General features: G+C 72.2%; 20 protein-coding genes and 1 pseudogene. 14 read left to right on the forward strand and 7 right to left on the reverse strand.

The features are described 5' to 3' along the window. The first annotated feature begins 35 nt into the window (after nucleotides 1-35). Nucleotides 36-149 carry a DUF6401 family natural product biosynthesis protein gene (locus AB0F81_RS45630; RefSeq protein ID WP_360209709.1) on the forward strand — a complete coding sequence of 38 codons (114 nt, stop codon included), beginning with the start codon at nucleotides 36-38 and terminating at the stop codon, nucleotides 147-149. Between the two features lie 11 nt (nucleotides 150-160). Next, nucleotides 161-478 (forward strand): hypothetical protein, encoded by a 318-nt coding sequence (locus tag AB0F81_RS45635; RefSeq protein ID WP_360209711.1) that lies wholly within the window; start codon nucleotides 161-163, stop codon nucleotides 476-478. Here AB0F81_RS45635 and AB0F81_RS45640 read toward each other — a convergent pair. Both AB0F81_RS45640 and AB0F81_RS45645 read right to left on the reverse strand, forming a co-directional pair. Then, the gene (locus AB0F81_RS45640) at nucleotides 466-1737 is read right to left on the reverse strand and encodes an MFS transporter (protein WP_360209676.1); all 1272 of its coding nucleotides are present in this window, start codon (nucleotides 1735-1737) and stop codon (nucleotides 466-468) included. The genes AB0F81_RS45635 and AB0F81_RS45640 overlap by 13 nt on opposite strands. Continuing rightward, nucleotides 1734-2300: a helix-turn-helix domain-containing protein gene (locus AB0F81_RS45645; RefSeq protein ID WP_360209678.1), complete on the reverse strand. Its 567-nt coding sequence runs from the start codon at nucleotides 2298-2300 to the stop codon at nucleotides 1734-1736. The genes AB0F81_RS45640 and AB0F81_RS45645 overlap by 4 nt, the downstream gene beginning before the upstream one ends. Nucleotides 2301-2452: 152 nt before the next feature. On the opposite strand from AB0F81_RS45645, the gene AB0F81_RS45650 reads away from it, so the two are divergent. Then, entirely contained in the window at nucleotides 2453-3322 is an 870-nt protein-coding gene (locus tag AB0F81_RS45650) for a helix-turn-helix transcriptional regulator (protein WP_360209680.1), read from the forward strand. A 77-nt stretch (nucleotides 3323-3399) separates the two neighbouring features. Next, nucleotides 3400-4257, forward strand: coding sequence for an aldo/keto reductase (locus AB0F81_RS45655; protein ID WP_360209682.1), 858 nt, complete (start codon nucleotides 3400-3402; stop codon nucleotides 4255-4257). 26 nt (nucleotides 4258-4283) lie between these two features. Here AB0F81_RS45655 and AB0F81_RS45660 read toward each other — a convergent pair whose 3' ends face one another. Next, nucleotides 4284-4850: a TetR family transcriptional regulator C-terminal domain-containing protein gene (locus tag AB0F81_RS45660; RefSeq protein ID WP_360209684.1), complete on the reverse strand. Its 567-nt coding sequence runs from the start codon at nucleotides 4848-4850 to the stop codon at nucleotides 4284-4286. 13 nt (nucleotides 4851-4863) lie between these two features. Then, nucleotides 4864-7245, reverse strand: coding sequence for a PEP/pyruvate-binding domain-containing protein (locus AB0F81_RS45665; RefSeq protein WP_360209686.1), 2382 nt, complete (start codon nucleotides 7243-7245; stop codon nucleotides 4864-4866). Nucleotides 7246-7369: 124 nt separating this feature from the next. Here AB0F81_RS45665 and AB0F81_RS45670 point away from each other — a divergent pair, with 124 nt between their 5' ends. The 5 genes from AB0F81_RS45670 to AB0F81_RS45690 are packed head-to-tail and all read left to right on the forward strand — an operon-like array spanning nucleotide 7370 to nucleotide 10178. Beyond that, entirely contained in the window at nucleotides 7370-7738 is a 369-nt protein-coding gene (locus tag AB0F81_RS45670) for a group 1 truncated hemoglobin (protein WP_360209688.1), read from the forward strand. 27 nt (nucleotides 7739-7765) lie between these two features. Next, a complete protein-coding gene (locus tag AB0F81_RS45675) occupies nucleotides 7766-8245 on the forward strand; it encodes a macro domain-containing protein (RefSeq protein ID WP_360209690.1) in 480 nt (159 codons plus the stop codon). Nucleotides 8246-8268: 23 nt separating this feature from the next. Next, nucleotides 8269-8712, forward strand: a complete 444-nt coding sequence (locus AB0F81_RS45680) for a VOC family protein (protein WP_360209692.1) — start codon at nucleotides 8269-8271, stop codon at nucleotides 8710-8712. After that, nucleotides 8696-9493: a hypothetical protein gene (locus AB0F81_RS45685; protein ID WP_360209694.1), complete on the forward strand. Its 798-nt coding sequence runs from the start codon at nucleotides 8696-8698 to the stop codon at nucleotides 9491-9493. The genes AB0F81_RS45680 and AB0F81_RS45685 overlap by 17 nt, the downstream gene beginning before the upstream one ends. A 28-nt stretch (nucleotides 9494-9521) precedes the next feature. Beyond that, on the forward strand, nucleotides 9522-10178 hold the full coding sequence (locus tag AB0F81_RS45690) for a hypothetical protein (RefSeq protein WP_360209696.1): 657 nt from the start codon (nucleotides 9522-9524) through the stop codon (nucleotides 10176-10178). Nucleotides 10179-10217: 39 nt separating this feature from the next. Here the strand turns inward: AB0F81_RS45690 and AB0F81_RS45695 are convergent, their stop codons facing one another. Next, nucleotides 10218-10508: a hypothetical protein gene (locus AB0F81_RS45695; RefSeq protein ID WP_360209697.1), complete on the reverse strand. Its 291-nt coding sequence runs from the start codon at nucleotides 10506-10508 to the stop codon at nucleotides 10218-10220. 85 nt (nucleotides 10509-10593) lie between these two features. Continuing rightward, nucleotides 10594-11040, reverse strand: a complete 447-nt coding sequence (locus AB0F81_RS45700; RefSeq protein ID WP_360209698.1) for a MarR family transcriptional regulator — start codon at nucleotides 11038-11040, stop codon at nucleotides 10594-10596. Between the two features lie 69 nt (nucleotides 11041-11109). Here AB0F81_RS45700 and AB0F81_RS45705 point away from each other — a divergent pair, with 69 nt between their 5' ends. Beyond that, nucleotides 11110-11526 (forward strand): nuclear transport factor 2 family protein, encoded by a 417-nt coding sequence (locus AB0F81_RS45705; RefSeq protein WP_360209699.1) that lies wholly within the window; start codon nucleotides 11110-11112, stop codon nucleotides 11524-11526. Nucleotides 11527-11536: 10 nt separating this feature from the next. Here the strand turns inward: AB0F81_RS45705 and AB0F81_RS45710 are convergent, their stop codons facing one another. Further along, complete coding sequence (locus tag AB0F81_RS45710; protein WP_360209701.1) at nucleotides 11537-11815, reverse strand: hypothetical protein; 279 nt, start codon at nucleotides 11813-11815, stop codon at nucleotides 11537-11539. A gap of 117 nt (nucleotides 11816-11932) precedes the next feature. On the opposite strand from AB0F81_RS45710, the gene AB0F81_RS45715 reads away from it, so the two are divergent. The 4 genes and pseudogenes from AB0F81_RS45715 to AB0F81_RS45730 form a co-directional block, all read left to right on the forward strand. Continuing rightward, on the forward strand, nucleotides 11933-14005 hold the full coding sequence (locus tag AB0F81_RS45715) for an ATP-binding protein (RefSeq protein WP_360209703.1): 2073 nt from the start codon (nucleotides 11933-11935) through the stop codon (nucleotides 14003-14005). A gap of 46 nt (nucleotides 14006-14051) precedes the next feature. Next, nucleotides 14052-14525: a VOC family protein gene (locus AB0F81_RS45720; RefSeq protein WP_360209705.1), complete on the forward strand. Its 474-nt coding sequence runs from the start codon at nucleotides 14052-14054 to the stop codon at nucleotides 14523-14525. Between the two features lie 41 nt (nucleotides 14526-14566). Then, entirely contained in the window at nucleotides 14567-14914 is a 348-nt protein-coding gene (locus AB0F81_RS45725; RefSeq protein ID WP_360209707.1) for a PadR family transcriptional regulator, read from the forward strand. Next, nucleotides 14911-15092: pseudogene (locus AB0F81_RS45730) on the forward strand (hypothetical protein); the annotation flags it as partial. The gene AB0F81_RS45725 and the pseudogene AB0F81_RS45730, both read left to right, overlap by 4 nt.

The following is a 15092-nucleotide window of genomic DNA, read 5'->3' on the forward strand; positions in this document are numbered from 1 at the left end:
CGGTCACCGCCGGCGCGGCACGGCTGGGCCGCCCGATCCCGGAGCCGGGCGCGGCGCCGGCCACCACCGCCGGCTGGCTGGCGGCCGACTGGTCGCAGCTGCGCCTGGTCGCGGTGTGCCTGCTCGCCCTCGACGCCGGCCTGCTCTGATTCGTGCCGTGATGGAACAGCGTTACCTCGCGGTGGTCACCGACCTCGCGCGACGGCTGCTCGACGCGGGCGACCCGTACTGGGTGGCGGTCGAGATCCACGGTGAGTCGGCGCAGGTGATGACCGACGTGGACGTCGCCGCCTCGATCTACCTGATCTGGGCCGAGCTCACGGATTGGGTGGAGCTCCGTCCCGGCGAGCAGGAGCAGGCCTTCGCCGGCATGCGGCGGGCGGCACAGGAGTGGCTGGCACTCGACCCGGGCGACCGGGACGGCCTCGGCCGCTATCTCGATCGCTGGGTCCACAACGAATGCGGTTACTCGCGATAGGCGGGAGCGGCCGGTAGGTCCCGGTGCCGGCGCAGCGGGCCGATCAGCAGGATGCCGGTGGCGGCCACGACCGTGCTGGTGGTCAGCCACAGCGCGGGGCGCAGGCCGAGCGTGGTGCCGAGGACGCCGCCCAGCAGGGCGCCGAGCGGGATCGTGCCGTAGTTGAGCAGCTGCATGCTGGTGAGCACCCGGCCGAGCAGGTGCCGCGGGGTGTACGCCTGCCGGAAACTGCCCTTGATCACGTTGCCGGCGACGATCCCGGTGCCGATCACCACACCGGCGAGGACCAGCAGGGCGAGGCGCGGGCCCGTACCGGTCAGGGGAATCAGCAGCGCGAAAGGCGCGGCACCCAGCTGGCACACCAGCATGCCGTGCGCCGTGCCGAACCGGCGGGCGACGCGGGTCGCGATCAGCGCGCCGAGGACACCACCGGTGCCCATCGCCGCGAACAGCACGCCGACCGTGCCGGGGCGGACGCCGACCTCCCGGATCAGGAAGACGATCAGGATCGCCTGATAGCCGTGCAGCGCCAGGTTGGACATCGCGCCGTAGGCGGCCAGCACCCGCAGGTACGGGTCGCGGATCAGGAACCGCAGGCCGGTGCTGATCTCGGCGCGCAGCGGGCGGCGCTCGGGCGGTGAGGTGCGCGGCGGTTCCCGGCGCCGCATCGTCAGCAGGCAGATCCCCGAGATCAGGAAACTCACGGCGTCGGCGAACAGCCCGTACACCGCGCCGAAGGCCTGGGCGAGCAGGCCCGCGGCGCCCGGCCCGGCCACGTGCGCAGCCGCGTCGCTGCCGTGCAGTTTCGCGTTGCCCTCGGCGAGCCGGTCGGTGGGCAGCAGCGACGGCAGATAGACCTGGTAGGCGGTCTCGAAGAAGACCGACACCACACCGGCCAGGAACGCCACCGTGAGCAGCTGGCCGATGCCCAGCACCCCGAACCAGGCGGCGACCGGCACGCTGAGGAACAGCAGCAGGCCGAGAGCGTCGCAGATCAGCATCACCGGGCGGCGCGGCAGCCTATCCACCCAGACGCCGGCGGGCAGGCCGATCAGCAGCCACGGCGCCCAGACGGCGGCCTGCAGCAGCGCGACCTGCAAGGTGGAGGCGTTCAGCGTGCCGACCGCGACCAGCGGCAACGCGACCGAGGTGATGGAGCTGCCGAGCCGGCTGGCGGTCTGCCCGGCCCAGAACAACCGGAAATCGCGATGCCGCAGCAGGCCACCACCCGGGCGCGGCCCGGCCGCCAGGGTGGTCACGGCTTTCCCGGTACGCCGTACGCGTACACGAAGACGGTCTGGCGTTCCCCACCGGCTGGCCGGTCGCGCCATCGGTCGAGCACCGCCCGGACCTCCTCACTGATCTGCCGCAGCTCGTCGGGGGTGAGGTGCAGCCACTGGTCGGTGGAGAACGCGCTGTAGCCCCAGCGCTCCTGCTCCTCGTCGGGGGCGGCGAACCAGTCGCGCACGTGCTGGGTGCGCTGCTCCAGGGTGAGCGACTGGGCGGCGTCGGCGACCGCGGTGGCGGCCGGGTCGTCGCGGAAGTCGCGGGTGGACCAGCGCACGCCCCGGGAGACCAGCCGCCACCAGCGCTCACGGCGGTCGCGGGCCAGCTCGGGCGCCTCCTCGATCAGGCCGCAGTCACCCAGGACACGCAGGTGGTGGCTGATGTTGCCGATCGCCTGGCCGGTGGTGGCGGCCAGGGTGCTGGCGGTGGCGGGGCCGTGCACCTTGAGCGCGTCCATGAGCCGGCGGCGCAGCGGGTGGGAGAGGGCCGCGAGCACGCGCGAGTCGGTAATCGTGCGGATCTCATCGCTCGTCATGGCCTCACCCTGTCATGTACAAGAGTCATTGCACAAGAGCTCTTGTGTATTTGGCGGTCCACAGTTCACCACCGGAGGGCGCCAGAACCCCAGGCGAGGGGGGTACTGGCAGCATCTCCCAGGGCGCGGCGCGCGCTCGTAACGTGGAGCGCATGAACAACCGCAGCGAGGTCCGCGACTTCCTGATCTCTCGCCGCGGCAAAGTCACCCCGGAGCAGGTGGGCCTTGCCGCTCACCCCGGCGTACGCCGTGTGCCGGGGCTGCGCCGCAGTGAGGCGGCCCAGCTCGCGGGGGTGTCGGTGGAGTACTACACGCAGCTGGAACGCGGCAATCTGAGCGGCGCCTCGGAGAGCGTGTTGGAGGCGGTTGCTCGCGCCCTGTTGCTGGACGACGCGGAGCGAGCGCACCTGTTCGACCTTGCCCGGGCCGCCCAGCCGGGCGGCGCGGTGCGGCGCCGCCCGAGGGCGCAGTGGGTGCGGCCGGTGATCCAGCGGATCCTGGACGGTCAGCTCGCCCCAGCGTGGGTGGCTAACGGCCGCGGCGATGTCGTCGCCATCAACGCGCTCGGCCGGGCCTTGAACGCGCCGTTGTTCGACGATGCCGTCCGGCCGGTCAACTTCGCCCGGTTCCGGTTCCTGAACCCGCGGGCCGCGGACTTCTTCCGGGACTGGGACGGCACGGCGCACGAGGTGGTGGCAGTACTGCGGGCGGAGGCCGGCAAGAACCCGCACGACAGGGCGCTCAGCGACCTGATCGGGGAACTGTCGACCCGCAGCGAGGAGTTCCGCACCCGCTGGGCCGCGCACGACGTGCGGCTGCACCGCACTGGCGTCAAACGACTTCACCATCCGGTCGTCGGCGACCTGGACCTGGCCTATGAGGGTATGGAACTGACCGCCGACCCGGGATTGATGCTGTTCGTCTACACCGCTGAGCCGGGCTCGCCGTCGCAACAGGCGCTCGACCTGCTCGCCAGCTGGTCGGCCACCAGCGCGCGACAGCAGACGGCTCATCACGGCTGAGCCAGGTCGCCCGCACCGGGCACGTTCTCCGAAGGCTGCCCTCAGCAGCTCGCTCCCTCATCAAGGAAGGCTTCACCATGTCCTCCAGCATTCCCACCGTCACGCTGAACAACGGCGTCCAGATGCCGTTGCTGGGTTTCGGTGTCTTTCAGGTCCCCGGTGAGCAGACCGAGCAGGTCGTCACCGACGCTCTCGCCGCCGGGTACCGGGCCATCGACACCGCGTCGGCGTACGGCAACGAGGAAGCCGTCGGCCGCGCGATCGCCAAGAGCGGCATCCCGCGCGAGGAGCTGTTCATCACGACCAAGATGTGGATTCAGCACACCGGCGAGGACACCGCCAAACGCGAGTTCGACAAGTCCCTCGGGCTGCTCGGCCTCGATTACCTCGACCTCTACCTGATCCACCAGCCGCTCGGCGACTACTACAGCTCCTGGCACGCGATGCAGAAGCTGCACGGCGAAGGCCTGATCAAGGCAATCGGCGTCTCGAACTTCTACCCCGACCGGCTCATCGACCTCATCACCCACAACGACATCGTCCCGGCCGTCAACCAGATCGAGACGCACCCGTTCTTCCAGCGCGCGGACTACCAGCAGTTGATGCGGGCGCACGGCGTGCAGATCGAGTCCTGGGGGCCGCTCGCTGAGGGAAAGAACCACCTGTTCACCAACCCCGTCCTGGCCGAGATCGGCGCCGGCTACGGCAAGTCGGTCGCGCAGGTCGTGCTGCGCTGGCTCACCCAGCGTCAGGTCGTCGCCATCCCGAAGTCGGTGCGCCCCGAGCGGATGGCCGAGAACCTGAACGTCTTCGATTTCCAGCTCACCGGCGATGAGATGGCCCGGATCGCCGCGCTCGACACCGGCACGACCGTGCTCTTCGACCACCACGACCCCGAGATGGTCAAGTGGCTCGGCGGACGCCGCGTCGACTGACCGCTCACCGCCACCCGAGGAGGTCGCTACTCACCGAACAGCAGGTCCAGGTGGGCGTCCAGGGCGGCTTCGGCCTCCTCGTTGGTGTACTGACCGCCGAGCAGATACACGCCCAGGCCCTCCATCAGCGCCAGCACGCCGGCCGCGCCGGCCTCGTTGCCGCCCGGCAGCAGGCTGCTGATGAAGCCCACCATCTGCGCGGTGCCCTCCCGCAGCGCGGGCGCCGTCTGCGGCCGGACCGCCGTGTACGCCAGGAACGCCAGCGCCACCCGCCCGTCCGCCCGGGACTCCTCGTCGAGTGGCAGCAGCGCCGTCAGCAGCGTGCGCAGCAGCAGCCGGGGCGCCGGATCGGCGCCCAGCGCCCGCACCGCCGCGGTCACCCGGGCCTCGCCGCGATCGCGCACCACGTCCAGGGCGAACGTCATCATCTCGTCCTTGGTGCGGAAGTAGTGCTGCACCATCCCCGCCGACACCCCGGCCTCCGCCGCCACGTGCCGCAGGCTGACCGCTTCCAGTCCCTGCTCCGCGGCGACGCGCATCAGTGCGTCCGCGATCTGTGTCCGCCGTTCCTGGTGATCGACCTTCCTGGGCATGGCGCCGATGCTTTCACGGAGCGGCCGGGGTGACCGACCCGGCCGCGCCATCCACGGTGATCAACTGCCCGGGCTCGATCCGGGTGGTGGCGCCGGGCACGCTGATCACGGCCGGGATGCCGTACTCGCGGGCCACCGTCGGGCCGTGCGCCATGATCGCGCCGGTCTCGGTGACCAGGCCCGCCGCGGTCAGGAACAGCGGCGTCCACGCCGGGTCCGTGGTGGACACCACCAGGATGTCGCCCGGTTCGACGTGGGCGGTCGCCGGGTCGTGCACGATCCGCGCCGGCCCGGTGACCCGGCCCGCCGACGCGCCGACACCCCGCAGGCCGCCGGGCGGTGCCGGGAGCACGGCCTCCACGTCGGTGCCGTCGGAGAGCAGCGCCACCGGCACGTGCCGTCGCCGCGACTCGAACCGGTGCACCTCCTTGCGCCGCGCGACCAGGTCCCGCTGGTCGGCGCCCTGGTGCACGGCGGCCGCCGCCTCGTCCAGGTCGAGGAACATGATGTCGGCCGGCTCGTCGAGCAGCCCGGCCGCGGCCAGCTCGGCGCCGACCAGCAGCAGCTGCTCGCGGACGGCGCGCAACCGGTACAGGCCGGCGAACTTCCCGGACTCCCGCAGCCCGGCCAGCCGGCGGGCGCGGCGCAGCAGGAAGACGGCGAGGCGGCCGCGGACCGGCCGCCGCCGGCGCACCCGCCGGGCGAGATCATCCAGCGTCTCCTGCGCTTTTTCGACGGTACGGGCGAAGCGCACGTCCGGCGCCTGCTGAGGGTCGGTGACCCGCAGACAGTTGGCGATGGCGGCGAACACCCCGGTCGGGTCCTCCGCCCAGCGCGGCACCCCGAGGTCCGCCTCGGCCGGCCCCCGGTGACCGTATTCCGCCAGGAACGCGCCGACCCCGATCTCCGGCAGCTCACCGCGCAGATAGGCCGCCGCCAGTTCGGCCGGCGGGGTGCCGAGCAGCAGTTCGCGGTGTTCGGCGGCGTCGCGGGCCAGCCGCCACAGGGCCAGGTCCATCTCGATCGTCACGTTGTCCGGCAGCCCGCCGAGCACGGTGTGGATCTCGTCCGGGCCGGCCAGCCCCTTGAGGAGCATGCCGGGCACCGACGCGGCGAGCATCCCGGCGACGATCGGCCAGGTGAGGTCGTCGGCGGCGTCGGGCGAGTCGTCCGCCCGTACGAAATCGAGCCGTTGCGCGGCCGACCCGAGATCAGCCGGCGCTGCCGAGGCCGTGCGCAGGTGTTCGACGGCTGCTTGCAGCCGGCGCCGGGCGTCGTCGGGCCGGGCCAGCGCCCGGGTGATCCCGGTGAGGGCCCGCCCGGCGGTCCGCAGCGCGCCGGCGTCCTGGCCCGCCACCTTCGTGCCGGGCGCCGGGGCGAACCGGGGGTCGGCCAGGACGTGCTCCATCGCGGCCTGGGCCCGCGGCCCGAAGTCCACCGCCATCAGCCGGACCAGCCGTTTGCGGGCGCTCGGGTGCCGGGCCAGGTCGGACAGGTCGCCGTAGAGGCGGCCCCCGATGTCGACGATCTCGGCGCGCATCCCCAGCGAGGCGGTCATCGCGGCGATCACCTGCCGCAGGCTGGCCAGGCCCATCGGGGTGACCGGCTGCAGCATGCCCTGCACGTGCCCGAACTCCACGTAGACGCGCGGCTGCGGCCCGTCGGCGGCCGGGGGCAGCGGGAACAGCGTGGTGATCGGCCGGGACTGGAGCAGCCAGAGAACGCCGTCCCGGTCGTAGGCCCATTCGATGTCCAGCGGCGTCTCCTGCGCGAGCCGCTCGCCGGTCGCGCGCAACTCGGCGAGCTGGGCGGGGGAGAGGCAGCCGTGTTCAGCGGGCGGGGTGCCGTCGAGCACGTAGTGGTCGGCGTCGGCGGTGCCGTCGACGACACCGGTGCCGAGGCCGGCGACCGCGTCCACCAGCATCTCGGTGCGGCAGCCGGTGAGCGGGTTCGCGGTGAACAGCACGCCGGCGGCCGCCGGCTCGACCATCCGCTGCACGATCACCGCCATCCCCAGGCCGGCGCCGGGCAGGTCGTGCGCCGACCGGTACGCCACGGCGCGCTCGCCGTGCAGCGACGCCCAGCACTTCGTCACCGCGGCGAGCACCTGCTCGATGCCGTCGACCTGCAGGAACGTCTCGTGCTGACCGGCGAAGCTGGCGTCCGGCAGGTCCTCGGCGGTGGCGCTGGAGCGGACCGCGACCGGGCCACCGCCGAGCGCCGCGTAGGCGTCGGCGATCTCGGCTTCCGGCAGCACGCCGCGCCGGTGCGCCTCGGTGGTGACGACGAATCCCGGCGGCACCCGTTCGCCGCGGGCGATCAGGGCGGCCAGTGCGGACGCCTTGCCGCCGGCCAGCTCGACCGGACCGGCCTCGGGCAGGGGGATCACCGGCATCACGACACTCCTTCACGGTTTGCAATGCAACTGCATTGCTACGACCGTACCCGGTGTTGCGATGCGACTGCAATGTCGCGCACCGGGCAGCGCGGAAGATAGCCGAAGGTCTATCTTGACGATCGTGGACGTCTCGACCGAAGAATCGTTCTACCTGCGGATCGGTGGTGAGCCCGCGGTCAGCGCCGCGGTCGCCGCGCTCTACCGGGTGATCCTCGCCGACGACCGGCTGGCCGGCTACTTCGCCGGCATCGACCTCGACCGGCTCTCCCGGCACATGATCGCCCTGCTCAGCCAGGTCCTCGGCGGTCCCGCCGAATACAGCGGCCGCGACCTGCGCGGCGCCCACCGGCACCTGGGCATCACCGCGGCGCACTACGACCTGGTCGGCGCCTATCTGATCGGCGTGCTGGCCGGCCTGGGCGTCGACGACGAGGTCCTGGCCGCCGTCCGCGGGGTCCTCGCCGCCTCCGCCGAGGACGTCGTCGAATGACGTTGACGGCGCTGGCAAGATCAAGACATGGTGCCGCTGCAGATCATCAAGGGTGACGCGACCAGCCCGCAGGCCGCCGGGCCGAAGATCATCGCTCATGTCAGCAACGACATCGGCGGCTGGGGCAAGGGCTTCGTCATCGCGCTCTCCCGGCGCTGGCCCGAGCCGGAACGCGCCTTCCGGCAGTGGCACCGCGAGCGCGCCGGCAACGACTTCGGCCTCGGGGCGACCCAGCTGGTCCCGGTGGCAGCCGACCTCTGGGTGGCCAACATGGTCGGTCAGCGCGGCATCCGTACGGCGCGCAGCACCGGGGTGCCGATCCGTTATCCGGCGCTCGAACGCTGCCTGCACGCCCTCGCCGGGCACGCCGTGCGGCTGAAGGCGTCGGTGCACATGCCCCGGATCGGCTGCGGTCTGGCCGGCGGCAAGTGGGAGCGGGTCGAGCCGCTGATCGTGACCGCGCTGTGCGCCCGCGACATCCCGACGGTGGTCTACGACCGCGATTGACCCCGGCCGGTAGGGTCACGGGCATGGGGCAGAGCCTGGTGCCGTACCTGTGCTGCGCCGACGCGGCGGCGGCCATCGACTTCTACACGACGGTGTTCGGCGCGGCCGAGACGCAGCGCTGGACCGCGCCCGACGGCCGGATCGGCCACGCCGAGCTGACCCTGGCCGGCTGGACGCTCTACCTGGCCGACGAGCATCCGGAGTTCGGCGCCCGCGGGCCGCGCAGCATCGGCGGCACGCCGGTGTCGTTCGTGCTGGCCGTGCCGGACGCCGACGCGACCGTGGACCGGGCGGTGGCGGCCGGCGCGACCGTCGAGCGCCCGGTCACCCGCCAGGACGACGGCTCCCGTTCCGGCTGGATCATCGACCCGTTCGGGCACCGGTGGAACCTGCTGACGCCGGAGGAGGATCTCTCCGCGGAGCAGCTGCGCGACCGGGTGGGCGAAGCGTATGAGATCACCGAGTAGCCGCCCCAGCCGCAGGGTGATCCGGGCGCTGCAGGCCCCACCGGAGCCGATCGAGGTCCGGGCGCCGCGACGGTGGCGAGGGCTGGACGAGGCCTGGGTGCCGTGGGTGCGCCGGTCCCCGGTCGGGCTGGAGGTGTTCACCCGCTGGAACGAGGCCGACGAATACCTGTACCTGCTGGGCGATGCCGCCTACCGGGACCACCTGGTGGGCCTGCTGTCGCGGGCGGTGCGGCGCGACTGCGCGGCGGCCGGATTCGGCTGCACCCGGCGTTCGGACCGGTCCTGCCACGGCCCGGAGGTCTGCGCGCGGGAGCCCGCCGCCGTGCCGGGGCAGGAGGGGCCGGTGCCCGGCGGATGCGACACCTACACCGGATTCTGGGGCAACCACCTGCGCCTGCACGTCCGGTTCAGCGCCGGCGACCGGCACCGCGCGGTGGTCTGGGTGGACGACCGGGAGGCGACCCGGCTGTGGGTCGACGGGGTGCCGGTCGGTGAGCAGGAGACCATCGACCCGTACGGGCGGTGGCTCGACGACCGGTTCTACGTGGTCGAGGTGGGCGGGCCGGACGAGCACCCGGAGCAGGACTACACGATGGGCGAGCTGGTCACGGTGATCACCTCGGTGCTGATCCACGACGCGGACCGGGTGCGCACCACGGTGCTCGTGCCCGAGGCGCACGAGATCTGGATCGGCCCCCGGGTGGTGCGCCGCGGCGACGTCCTGGAGATCTACCCGGACCGGGACGCGACGGCCCCGGATCGAACGCTGCCGATCGACTGACGCGCGCGGGCGTGTGAGGCTGGGCGCCATGAATGGTGACGCGAGCAAGTTGCTGGACGGCATCCGCGACGGGCTGAGCACCGGCGCCGCCGAGAACCCGTTCGTGGCGGCGGTGACCGAGGGGCGGGCGCCACTGGCCGCGGTGGCCGCGCTGGCCGCCGAGGAGAATCTGATCATCCCGAGCGACCGGCGCAGTTTCCTCACCCTGGCGGCGCGCTCGGACGAGCCGGCGGCCGTCGACTTCTTCGCCGGGCTGGCGCAGGGCGAGAACCTGGTGCTTCCGCTGGTCGCGCCACTGGCGGCGGCGGCCGGGATGGAGCGGGCGGCCCTGGAGTCGTACGAGCCGAGGGCCGGCTGTCAGGCGTACCCCTCGTATGTCTCCTGGCTGGCGCTCAACGCCGAGCCGGCGGCGGCCGCGCTCGCCCTGGTGGCGAACTTCGCCGCCTGGGGCGGCTATTGCGCGGCGCTGGCCGCGGCCCTGCGCGAGCGGCACGGCTTCGACGACGAGGCCTGCGCCTTCCTGGACTTCTTCGCCACGCCCGCGCCGGAGCTGGAGGAGAGGGCGGTGCGGGCGGCGCAGGCCGCCCTGGACCGGGGTGAGCCGCTGGCCGGCGCGCAGCGGTACGCGAGGCTGCTGCACGACTACGAGACCGGCTTCTGGCAGACCCTCGCCACGGTGCCCTGACGCCTGCGCCGGCTCGAACGCGGCACGACTCCCCGGATCTCAGCGCAGTGTCTTCCTGCCGTACTCGATCAGCTCGCCCAGGGTCCTCAGCTTCTCCCGGCAGGCCTGCCGGCCGTTGTCGGTCAGAACGTGGTAGTTGCGATCTTCCGACAGCCTGATCAATCCGCGCCCCTGCAGCTGTCCGAGACCCCTCTTCGCGTCTCTCGACTGCAGTTTGGCGAGGCCACCGCTCCTGAGCTCGTCGACCAGATCGTCGCGCTCGCCTCGCGTCGCCTCGACGGCGAGCAGGAGACGCAGTTCCACCTCGGTCAACTCCTGGATACGCATCATGCGACCGTCCTCTGCCGGGTGCGGGTCGGACAGTTACGACGATCGACCCTGCACCGTTGATCCCGCAAGACGCACCGCGCTGCTGCTAGGGCCGTGAGCCGGTGGTCAGGGCGACGATCTCCCGCAGCGTCGCCTCGAACTGGCGGTAACGCTGCTCGCCGACGACCCCCGCCCAGCGCTGCCCGACCTCCCGGCTGAGGCCGCTGCCGACCTGGAACAGCCGCCAGCCGCGCTCGGTGTAGCGGATCGTCCGGGCCCGGCCGTCGGTCGGGTCGCGCTCGAGCCGCAGGTAGCCGAGCCTCTCCAGGTCGCGCAGGAGATCGTTGGTGGCCTGCTTGCTCAGCTTGAGGTGCGCGGCCAGCTCGGTGGGGCGCAGGCCGTCGATCGGCGGATACCGCAGCAGCGGGCGGTGAACCTCGCGAAGGTCGTCGAACCCGGCGGCGTGCAGCCCGGCGTAGAGCTCGGCCTGCAGCGCCTCCCACGCCATGCGCAGCAGCGCGCCGACCTGCGGCTGGTACTCGGAAGTGTCCATGGTGGTTGACAGTGTAGTACGGCCGACCGTACTTTTTTAGTACTGCTCACCGTACTATCTGGAGTTGACATGACTACGCAAGCCGAGATGGATCGCCTGATCGCCGAGCACCTCACCGCCGAGCTGGCCGGTGACTCCGCCGCAGCCGTGGCGGTGTACACCGGCGACGTCGAGCACGACGTCGTGGGCTGGCCGACCGGCCCGGTGTCCGGGCCGGCCGCCGCGAAGGACTTCTACGACCAGCTCATGGCCACGTTCGTCAACGACGGCGTGACCGCGACCCGCACGCTCTACGGCGAGGATCACTGCGTCGTCGAGCACCGCGCCCGCGGCACCTTCCCGCGCGGGTTCCTCGGGGCGCCGGCCAGCGACCGGCCGGTGGAGTTCCGGATGCTGCACGTCTTCGAGTTCCGCGGCGGCGCGATCAGCCGCGAGAACGTCTGGCTCGACGGCGGCGCGATCGTGGCCCAGCTGGCCGCGGCCTGAGCGGCGGCACTCAGAGGACGGCGCGGAACTCCGGCCACGCGCCCCAGAAGCGCTCCACCTCTTCGATGATCGGCTGGAGGGTGGTGACGATCTCGCGTGGCACCGGCGTGCCGTCGTCCCAGCGCGGGTGGGCCGGCAGGTAGTAGAGGCCGCCGCGGACCCCTGGCTCGACACCCAGGGTGAGCACGTGCCCGTCGACCTCGAACTGGCGGGCGAAGCGGCCGTGGCTGCGCAGGATGGCGCCCGAGTGGTGTTGCGCCTCGCGACGGTGCAGCTCCCGGACGGTCATGGTGTCCTCCTCTGTCGGCGGGGTGTGACCCCGGCAACAGTGGATACGCCGCTGAACGGCCGCCGGTTCACTTCGATCTGACGTCTTCGCAACTACACAAAGTGATAGTAGTGAGGTGTGCGCGTCTCGCGGCTCCTGCGGTCCACCGGTTGGCGACATGCGGCCGCCCCGATGGCGGTGTGGCTCGCGCTGACCCTGACCGGCGTGGCCGGCCTGGTCTGGCTGGAGCGCGGCGGCCGCGACACCCTGGCGCAGCGCTTCCAGCTGCGGGTGCAGCTGGTCGCCGACTTCGTCACCAGCTACGTCGCCGACCTGATCGAGCGCGAGCGGGTGCAGGCGACCGCCTTCCTGACCGATCCGGTCGTCGACGAGCGCGACTTCTTCCGGTCGGTGAACGCGTTCGGCTACCCGGCCGCGGTCCTGCTTGACGCGCAGGGGCGGGCGCTGCACGTGGCGCCCCGGGACACCTCGGTGATCGGCCAGCGGCTGGCGGATCGATACCCGCACCTGCGGACGGCCCTGTTCGACGGGACGGCGGCGGTCTCTCCGGTGGTGCCGTCGGCGGCGCGCGGCGAACCGGTGGTGGGATTCGCGGTGCCGTTCGACACCTCGTCCGGCCGCCGGGTGTTCTCCGGTGCGGTCGAGATCGAGCAGAGCCCGCTCGGCGCGTACCTGAGCACGGCGATCTCGATCAGCGGGGTCCGGGTGCACCTGCTCGACGCCTCCGGCATCGTCGTCGCCTCCAACCACCAGCACAGCGGCAGTCTGCCGCAGCTGACCAACCACGAGCCGCGCCTCGCCGCCGCGCTCGCGCGCGGCGATCGCGGCAGCTATCTGGAGGAGGGCGAGGATCGCTGGCGGTTCGCCTCCTTCGCCATTCCGGGTACGCCGTGGCGCCTGTCCGCCGCGGTCTCCGAGGACGTGCTGTACGCCCCGGTGGCCGGCGGCGAGATCGGCGGCTGGGCCGCGGTCGTGACGGCCTCCGTGGTCGGCCTGCTCGTGGTGGTGGCCGCCGGGCGGGCCCGCCGCAACCGGCGGGAGCTGAAGATCAGCGAGGAGCTGTTCCGCAAGGTCTTCGACGACTCACGGGTCGGGATGACGCTGAACGACACCCGCGGCCGGCTGATCCGGGTCAACCCGGCGCTGTGCCGGATGCTCGGGCGCAGCGAGTCCGAGCTGGTCGGCCGCACCTACGCCGAGATCACCCACCCGGACAACCTGCCGGTCGGCGCCAGCGAGGTGCGGGCCTGCCTCGCCGGCCGCGCCTCCGGCTTCACCGTCGAGAAACAGTACGTGCACGCGGACGGCCACATCGTCGAGGCGTCGGTGACCGGCGCCGTGCTGCGCGACGAGCACGACCGGCCGCAGCTGTTCGCGACGCAGGTCATCGACGTCACCGAGCGCCGCGCCTTCGAACGGGCCCGCGAGCAGCACGAACGGGAGCTGGCCGAACGCGCCGACCAGCTGGCCGACTTCATCGCGATGCTCACCCACGACGTACGCCAGCCGCTCACCGGCATCGTCAGCGGCGGCGAGGTGCTGCTCGACGACTGGACCGCGATGGACGACGAGACCCGCCAGCGGTACGTGCGTCGGATGACTGCGTCCGGGCGCCGAGCCGACCACATCGTCACCGAGATCCTCACCCTGGCGCAGCTCGACGCCGGGGCGATCGCCACCCGGCCGGTGGCGGTCGACGTGCACGACACCGTACGGCGGGCGGTGAACGCCATCGACACGCAGGTGGCGGTGACCGCACCGGACCACGTGCCCGCCTTCGCCGACCCGGTCCACCTGCAGCTCATGCTCGGCAACCTGATCAGCAACGCGATCAAGTACGGCGAGCCGCCGTACGAGGTGGCCGTGGTGCGGCTGCGCGACCGCGTGCAGATCCGGGTGATCGACCACGGCGAGGGGGTACCGGAGGAGTTCGTGCCGCACCTGTTCGACCGGTTCACCCGGGCCGACACCGGCATCGCCACCGTCAAACCCGGCACCGGCCTGGGCCTGCACTTCGTCCGGCAGCTCGCCGAGGCCAGCGGCATCGAGGTCGGCTACCAGCCGCACGAGCCGCGCGGCGCGGTGTTCACGCTGACCCTGCCGGCCACCGCGCCGGGCCCGATCGGACCCGGCCGCCATGCCGTCGTGCTGCCCCGCGACCTGGAGCAGCCGCGGACCGCGCCGAGCTGAAGCACAGCGGACAGAAACTGTCCGTTGTGGCCGTTAGCGTGAGCCGATGAACGTTGTGCCGGATGGCTACCACACCGTGACGCCCTGGATCATCTCGCGCGGCGACACCGCAGCGGTGATCGACTTCCTCGTGGCCGTCTTCGACGCCACCGACCTGGGCCGGATGGAGGTGAACGGCGTGATCGGCCACGCCGAGGTCCGCATCGGCGACTCGGTGGTGATGCTCTTCGACAAGCCCGAGTGGCCGCCGACGCCGTCGTTCCTGCGCCTCTACGTGGCCGACGACGCCGAGGTGCTGCGCCGCGCGGTCAAGCTCGGCGCGCGCGTGGTCACCGAGCCGACGGAGCTGTTCTGGGGTGACCGGGTCAGCCGCTTCCAGGATCCCTACGGCAACCTGTGGTGGATCCACCAGCGGGTCGCCGAGCTGACCGAGGAGCAGATGACGGCCCGCCTCGCCGATCCCCAGCTCACCGCCAACATGGAGTACGTGCAGAGCGCCGACTTCCGCCCCCGCCTCTGACACATCTGCCGTTATATCTTCGCAGCCGATATATTGGCGGCGTGGAGACACCGGTGCGCGAACCCACGTTCCTGATCCTCACGGCCCTGGCCGGGGAGGCTCTGCACGGCTATGGGCTGATCAACGAGGTGGCCCGGCTCTCCGCCGGCCGCGTGTCGCTGCGGCCCGGCACGCTCTACGGCGCCCTCGACCGGTTGGTCGACGCGGGTCTGGTCAGCGTCGAGCGGGAGGAGGTGGTGGACGGCCGGCTGCGCCGCTACTACCGGCTCACCGAGCACGGCGGTGACCTGCTCGCCGAGGAGACCGAACGGATGCGCCGCAACGTCGAGGCCGCCACCGCGCGGTTGAGCCGCCGGGGCGTGCCCCGCCTCAGTGGGGGGACCGCATGAGCGACCTGGAACGCCGCTATCGGCGGCTGGTCCGGATCTTCTATCCGGCCGGCTACCGCGCGGAGCGCGGCACCGAGATCGTGGGGACGTACCTCGCGCTGGCCTCGCCGGACCGGCGGTGGCCGTCGGCCGCCGACGCGGGTGACCTGGCCGCGGGCGGGCTGCGCCAGCGCCTGCG

Origin of the sequence: Actinoplanes sp. NPDC024001 (assembly GCF_040638955.1) — a bacterium.
Taxonomy (GTDB): domain Bacteria; phylum Actinomycetota; class Actinomycetes; order Mycobacteriales; family Micromonosporaceae; genus Actinoplanes.

Coding starts and splice junctions, on each gene's coding strand:
- AB0F81_RS45635 (WP_360209711.1), top strand. CDS start 161: ATGGAACAGCGTTACCTCGCGGTGGTCACCGACCTCGCGCGACGGCTG.
- AB0F81_RS45645 (WP_360209678.1), bottom strand. CDS start 2,300: ATGACGAGCGATGAGATCCGCACGATTACCGACTCGCGCGTGCTCGCG.
- AB0F81_RS45650 (WP_360209680.1), top strand. CDS start 2,453: ATGAACAACCGCAGCGAGGTCCGCGACTTCCTGATCTCTCGCCGCGGC.
- AB0F81_RS45655 (WP_360209682.1), top strand. CDS start 3,400: ATGTCCTCCAGCATTCCCACCGTCACGCTGAACAACGGCGTCCAGATG.
- AB0F81_RS45660 (WP_360209684.1), bottom strand. CDS start 4,850: ATGCCCAGGAAGGTCGATCACCAGGAACGGCGGACACAGATCGCGGAC.
- AB0F81_RS45665 (WP_360209686.1), bottom strand. CDS start 7,245: ATGCCGGTGATCCCCCTGCCCGAGGCCGGTCCGGTCGAGCTGGCCGGC.
- AB0F81_RS45675 (WP_360209690.1), top strand. CDS start 7,766: ATGGTGCCGCTGCAGATCATCAAGGGTGACGCGACCAGCCCGCAGGCC.
- AB0F81_RS45680 (WP_360209692.1), top strand. CDS start 8,269: ATGGGGCAGAGCCTGGTGCCGTACCTGTGCTGCGCCGACGCGGCGGCG.
- AB0F81_RS45685 (WP_360209694.1), top strand. CDS start 8,696: ATGAGATCACCGAGTAGCCGCCCCAGCCGCAGGGTGATCCGGGCGCTG.
- AB0F81_RS45690 (WP_360209696.1), top strand. CDS start 9,522: ATGAATGGTGACGCGAGCAAGTTGCTGGACGGCATCCGCGACGGGCTG.
- AB0F81_RS45695 (WP_360209697.1), bottom strand. CDS start 10,508: ATGATGCGTATCCAGGAGTTGACCGAGGTGGAACTGCGTCTCCTGCTC.
- AB0F81_RS45700 (WP_360209698.1), bottom strand. CDS start 11,040: ATGGACACTTCCGAGTACCAGCCGCAGGTCGGCGCGCTGCTGCGCATG.
- AB0F81_RS45705 (WP_360209699.1), top strand. CDS start 11,110: ATGACTACGCAAGCCGAGATGGATCGCCTGATCGCCGAGCACCTCACC.
- AB0F81_RS45710 (WP_360209701.1), bottom strand. CDS start 11,815: ATGACCGTCCGGGAGCTGCACCGTCGCGAGGCGCAACACCACTCGGGC.
- AB0F81_RS45720 (WP_360209705.1), top strand. CDS start 14,052: ATGAACGTTGTGCCGGATGGCTACCACACCGTGACGCCCTGGATCATC.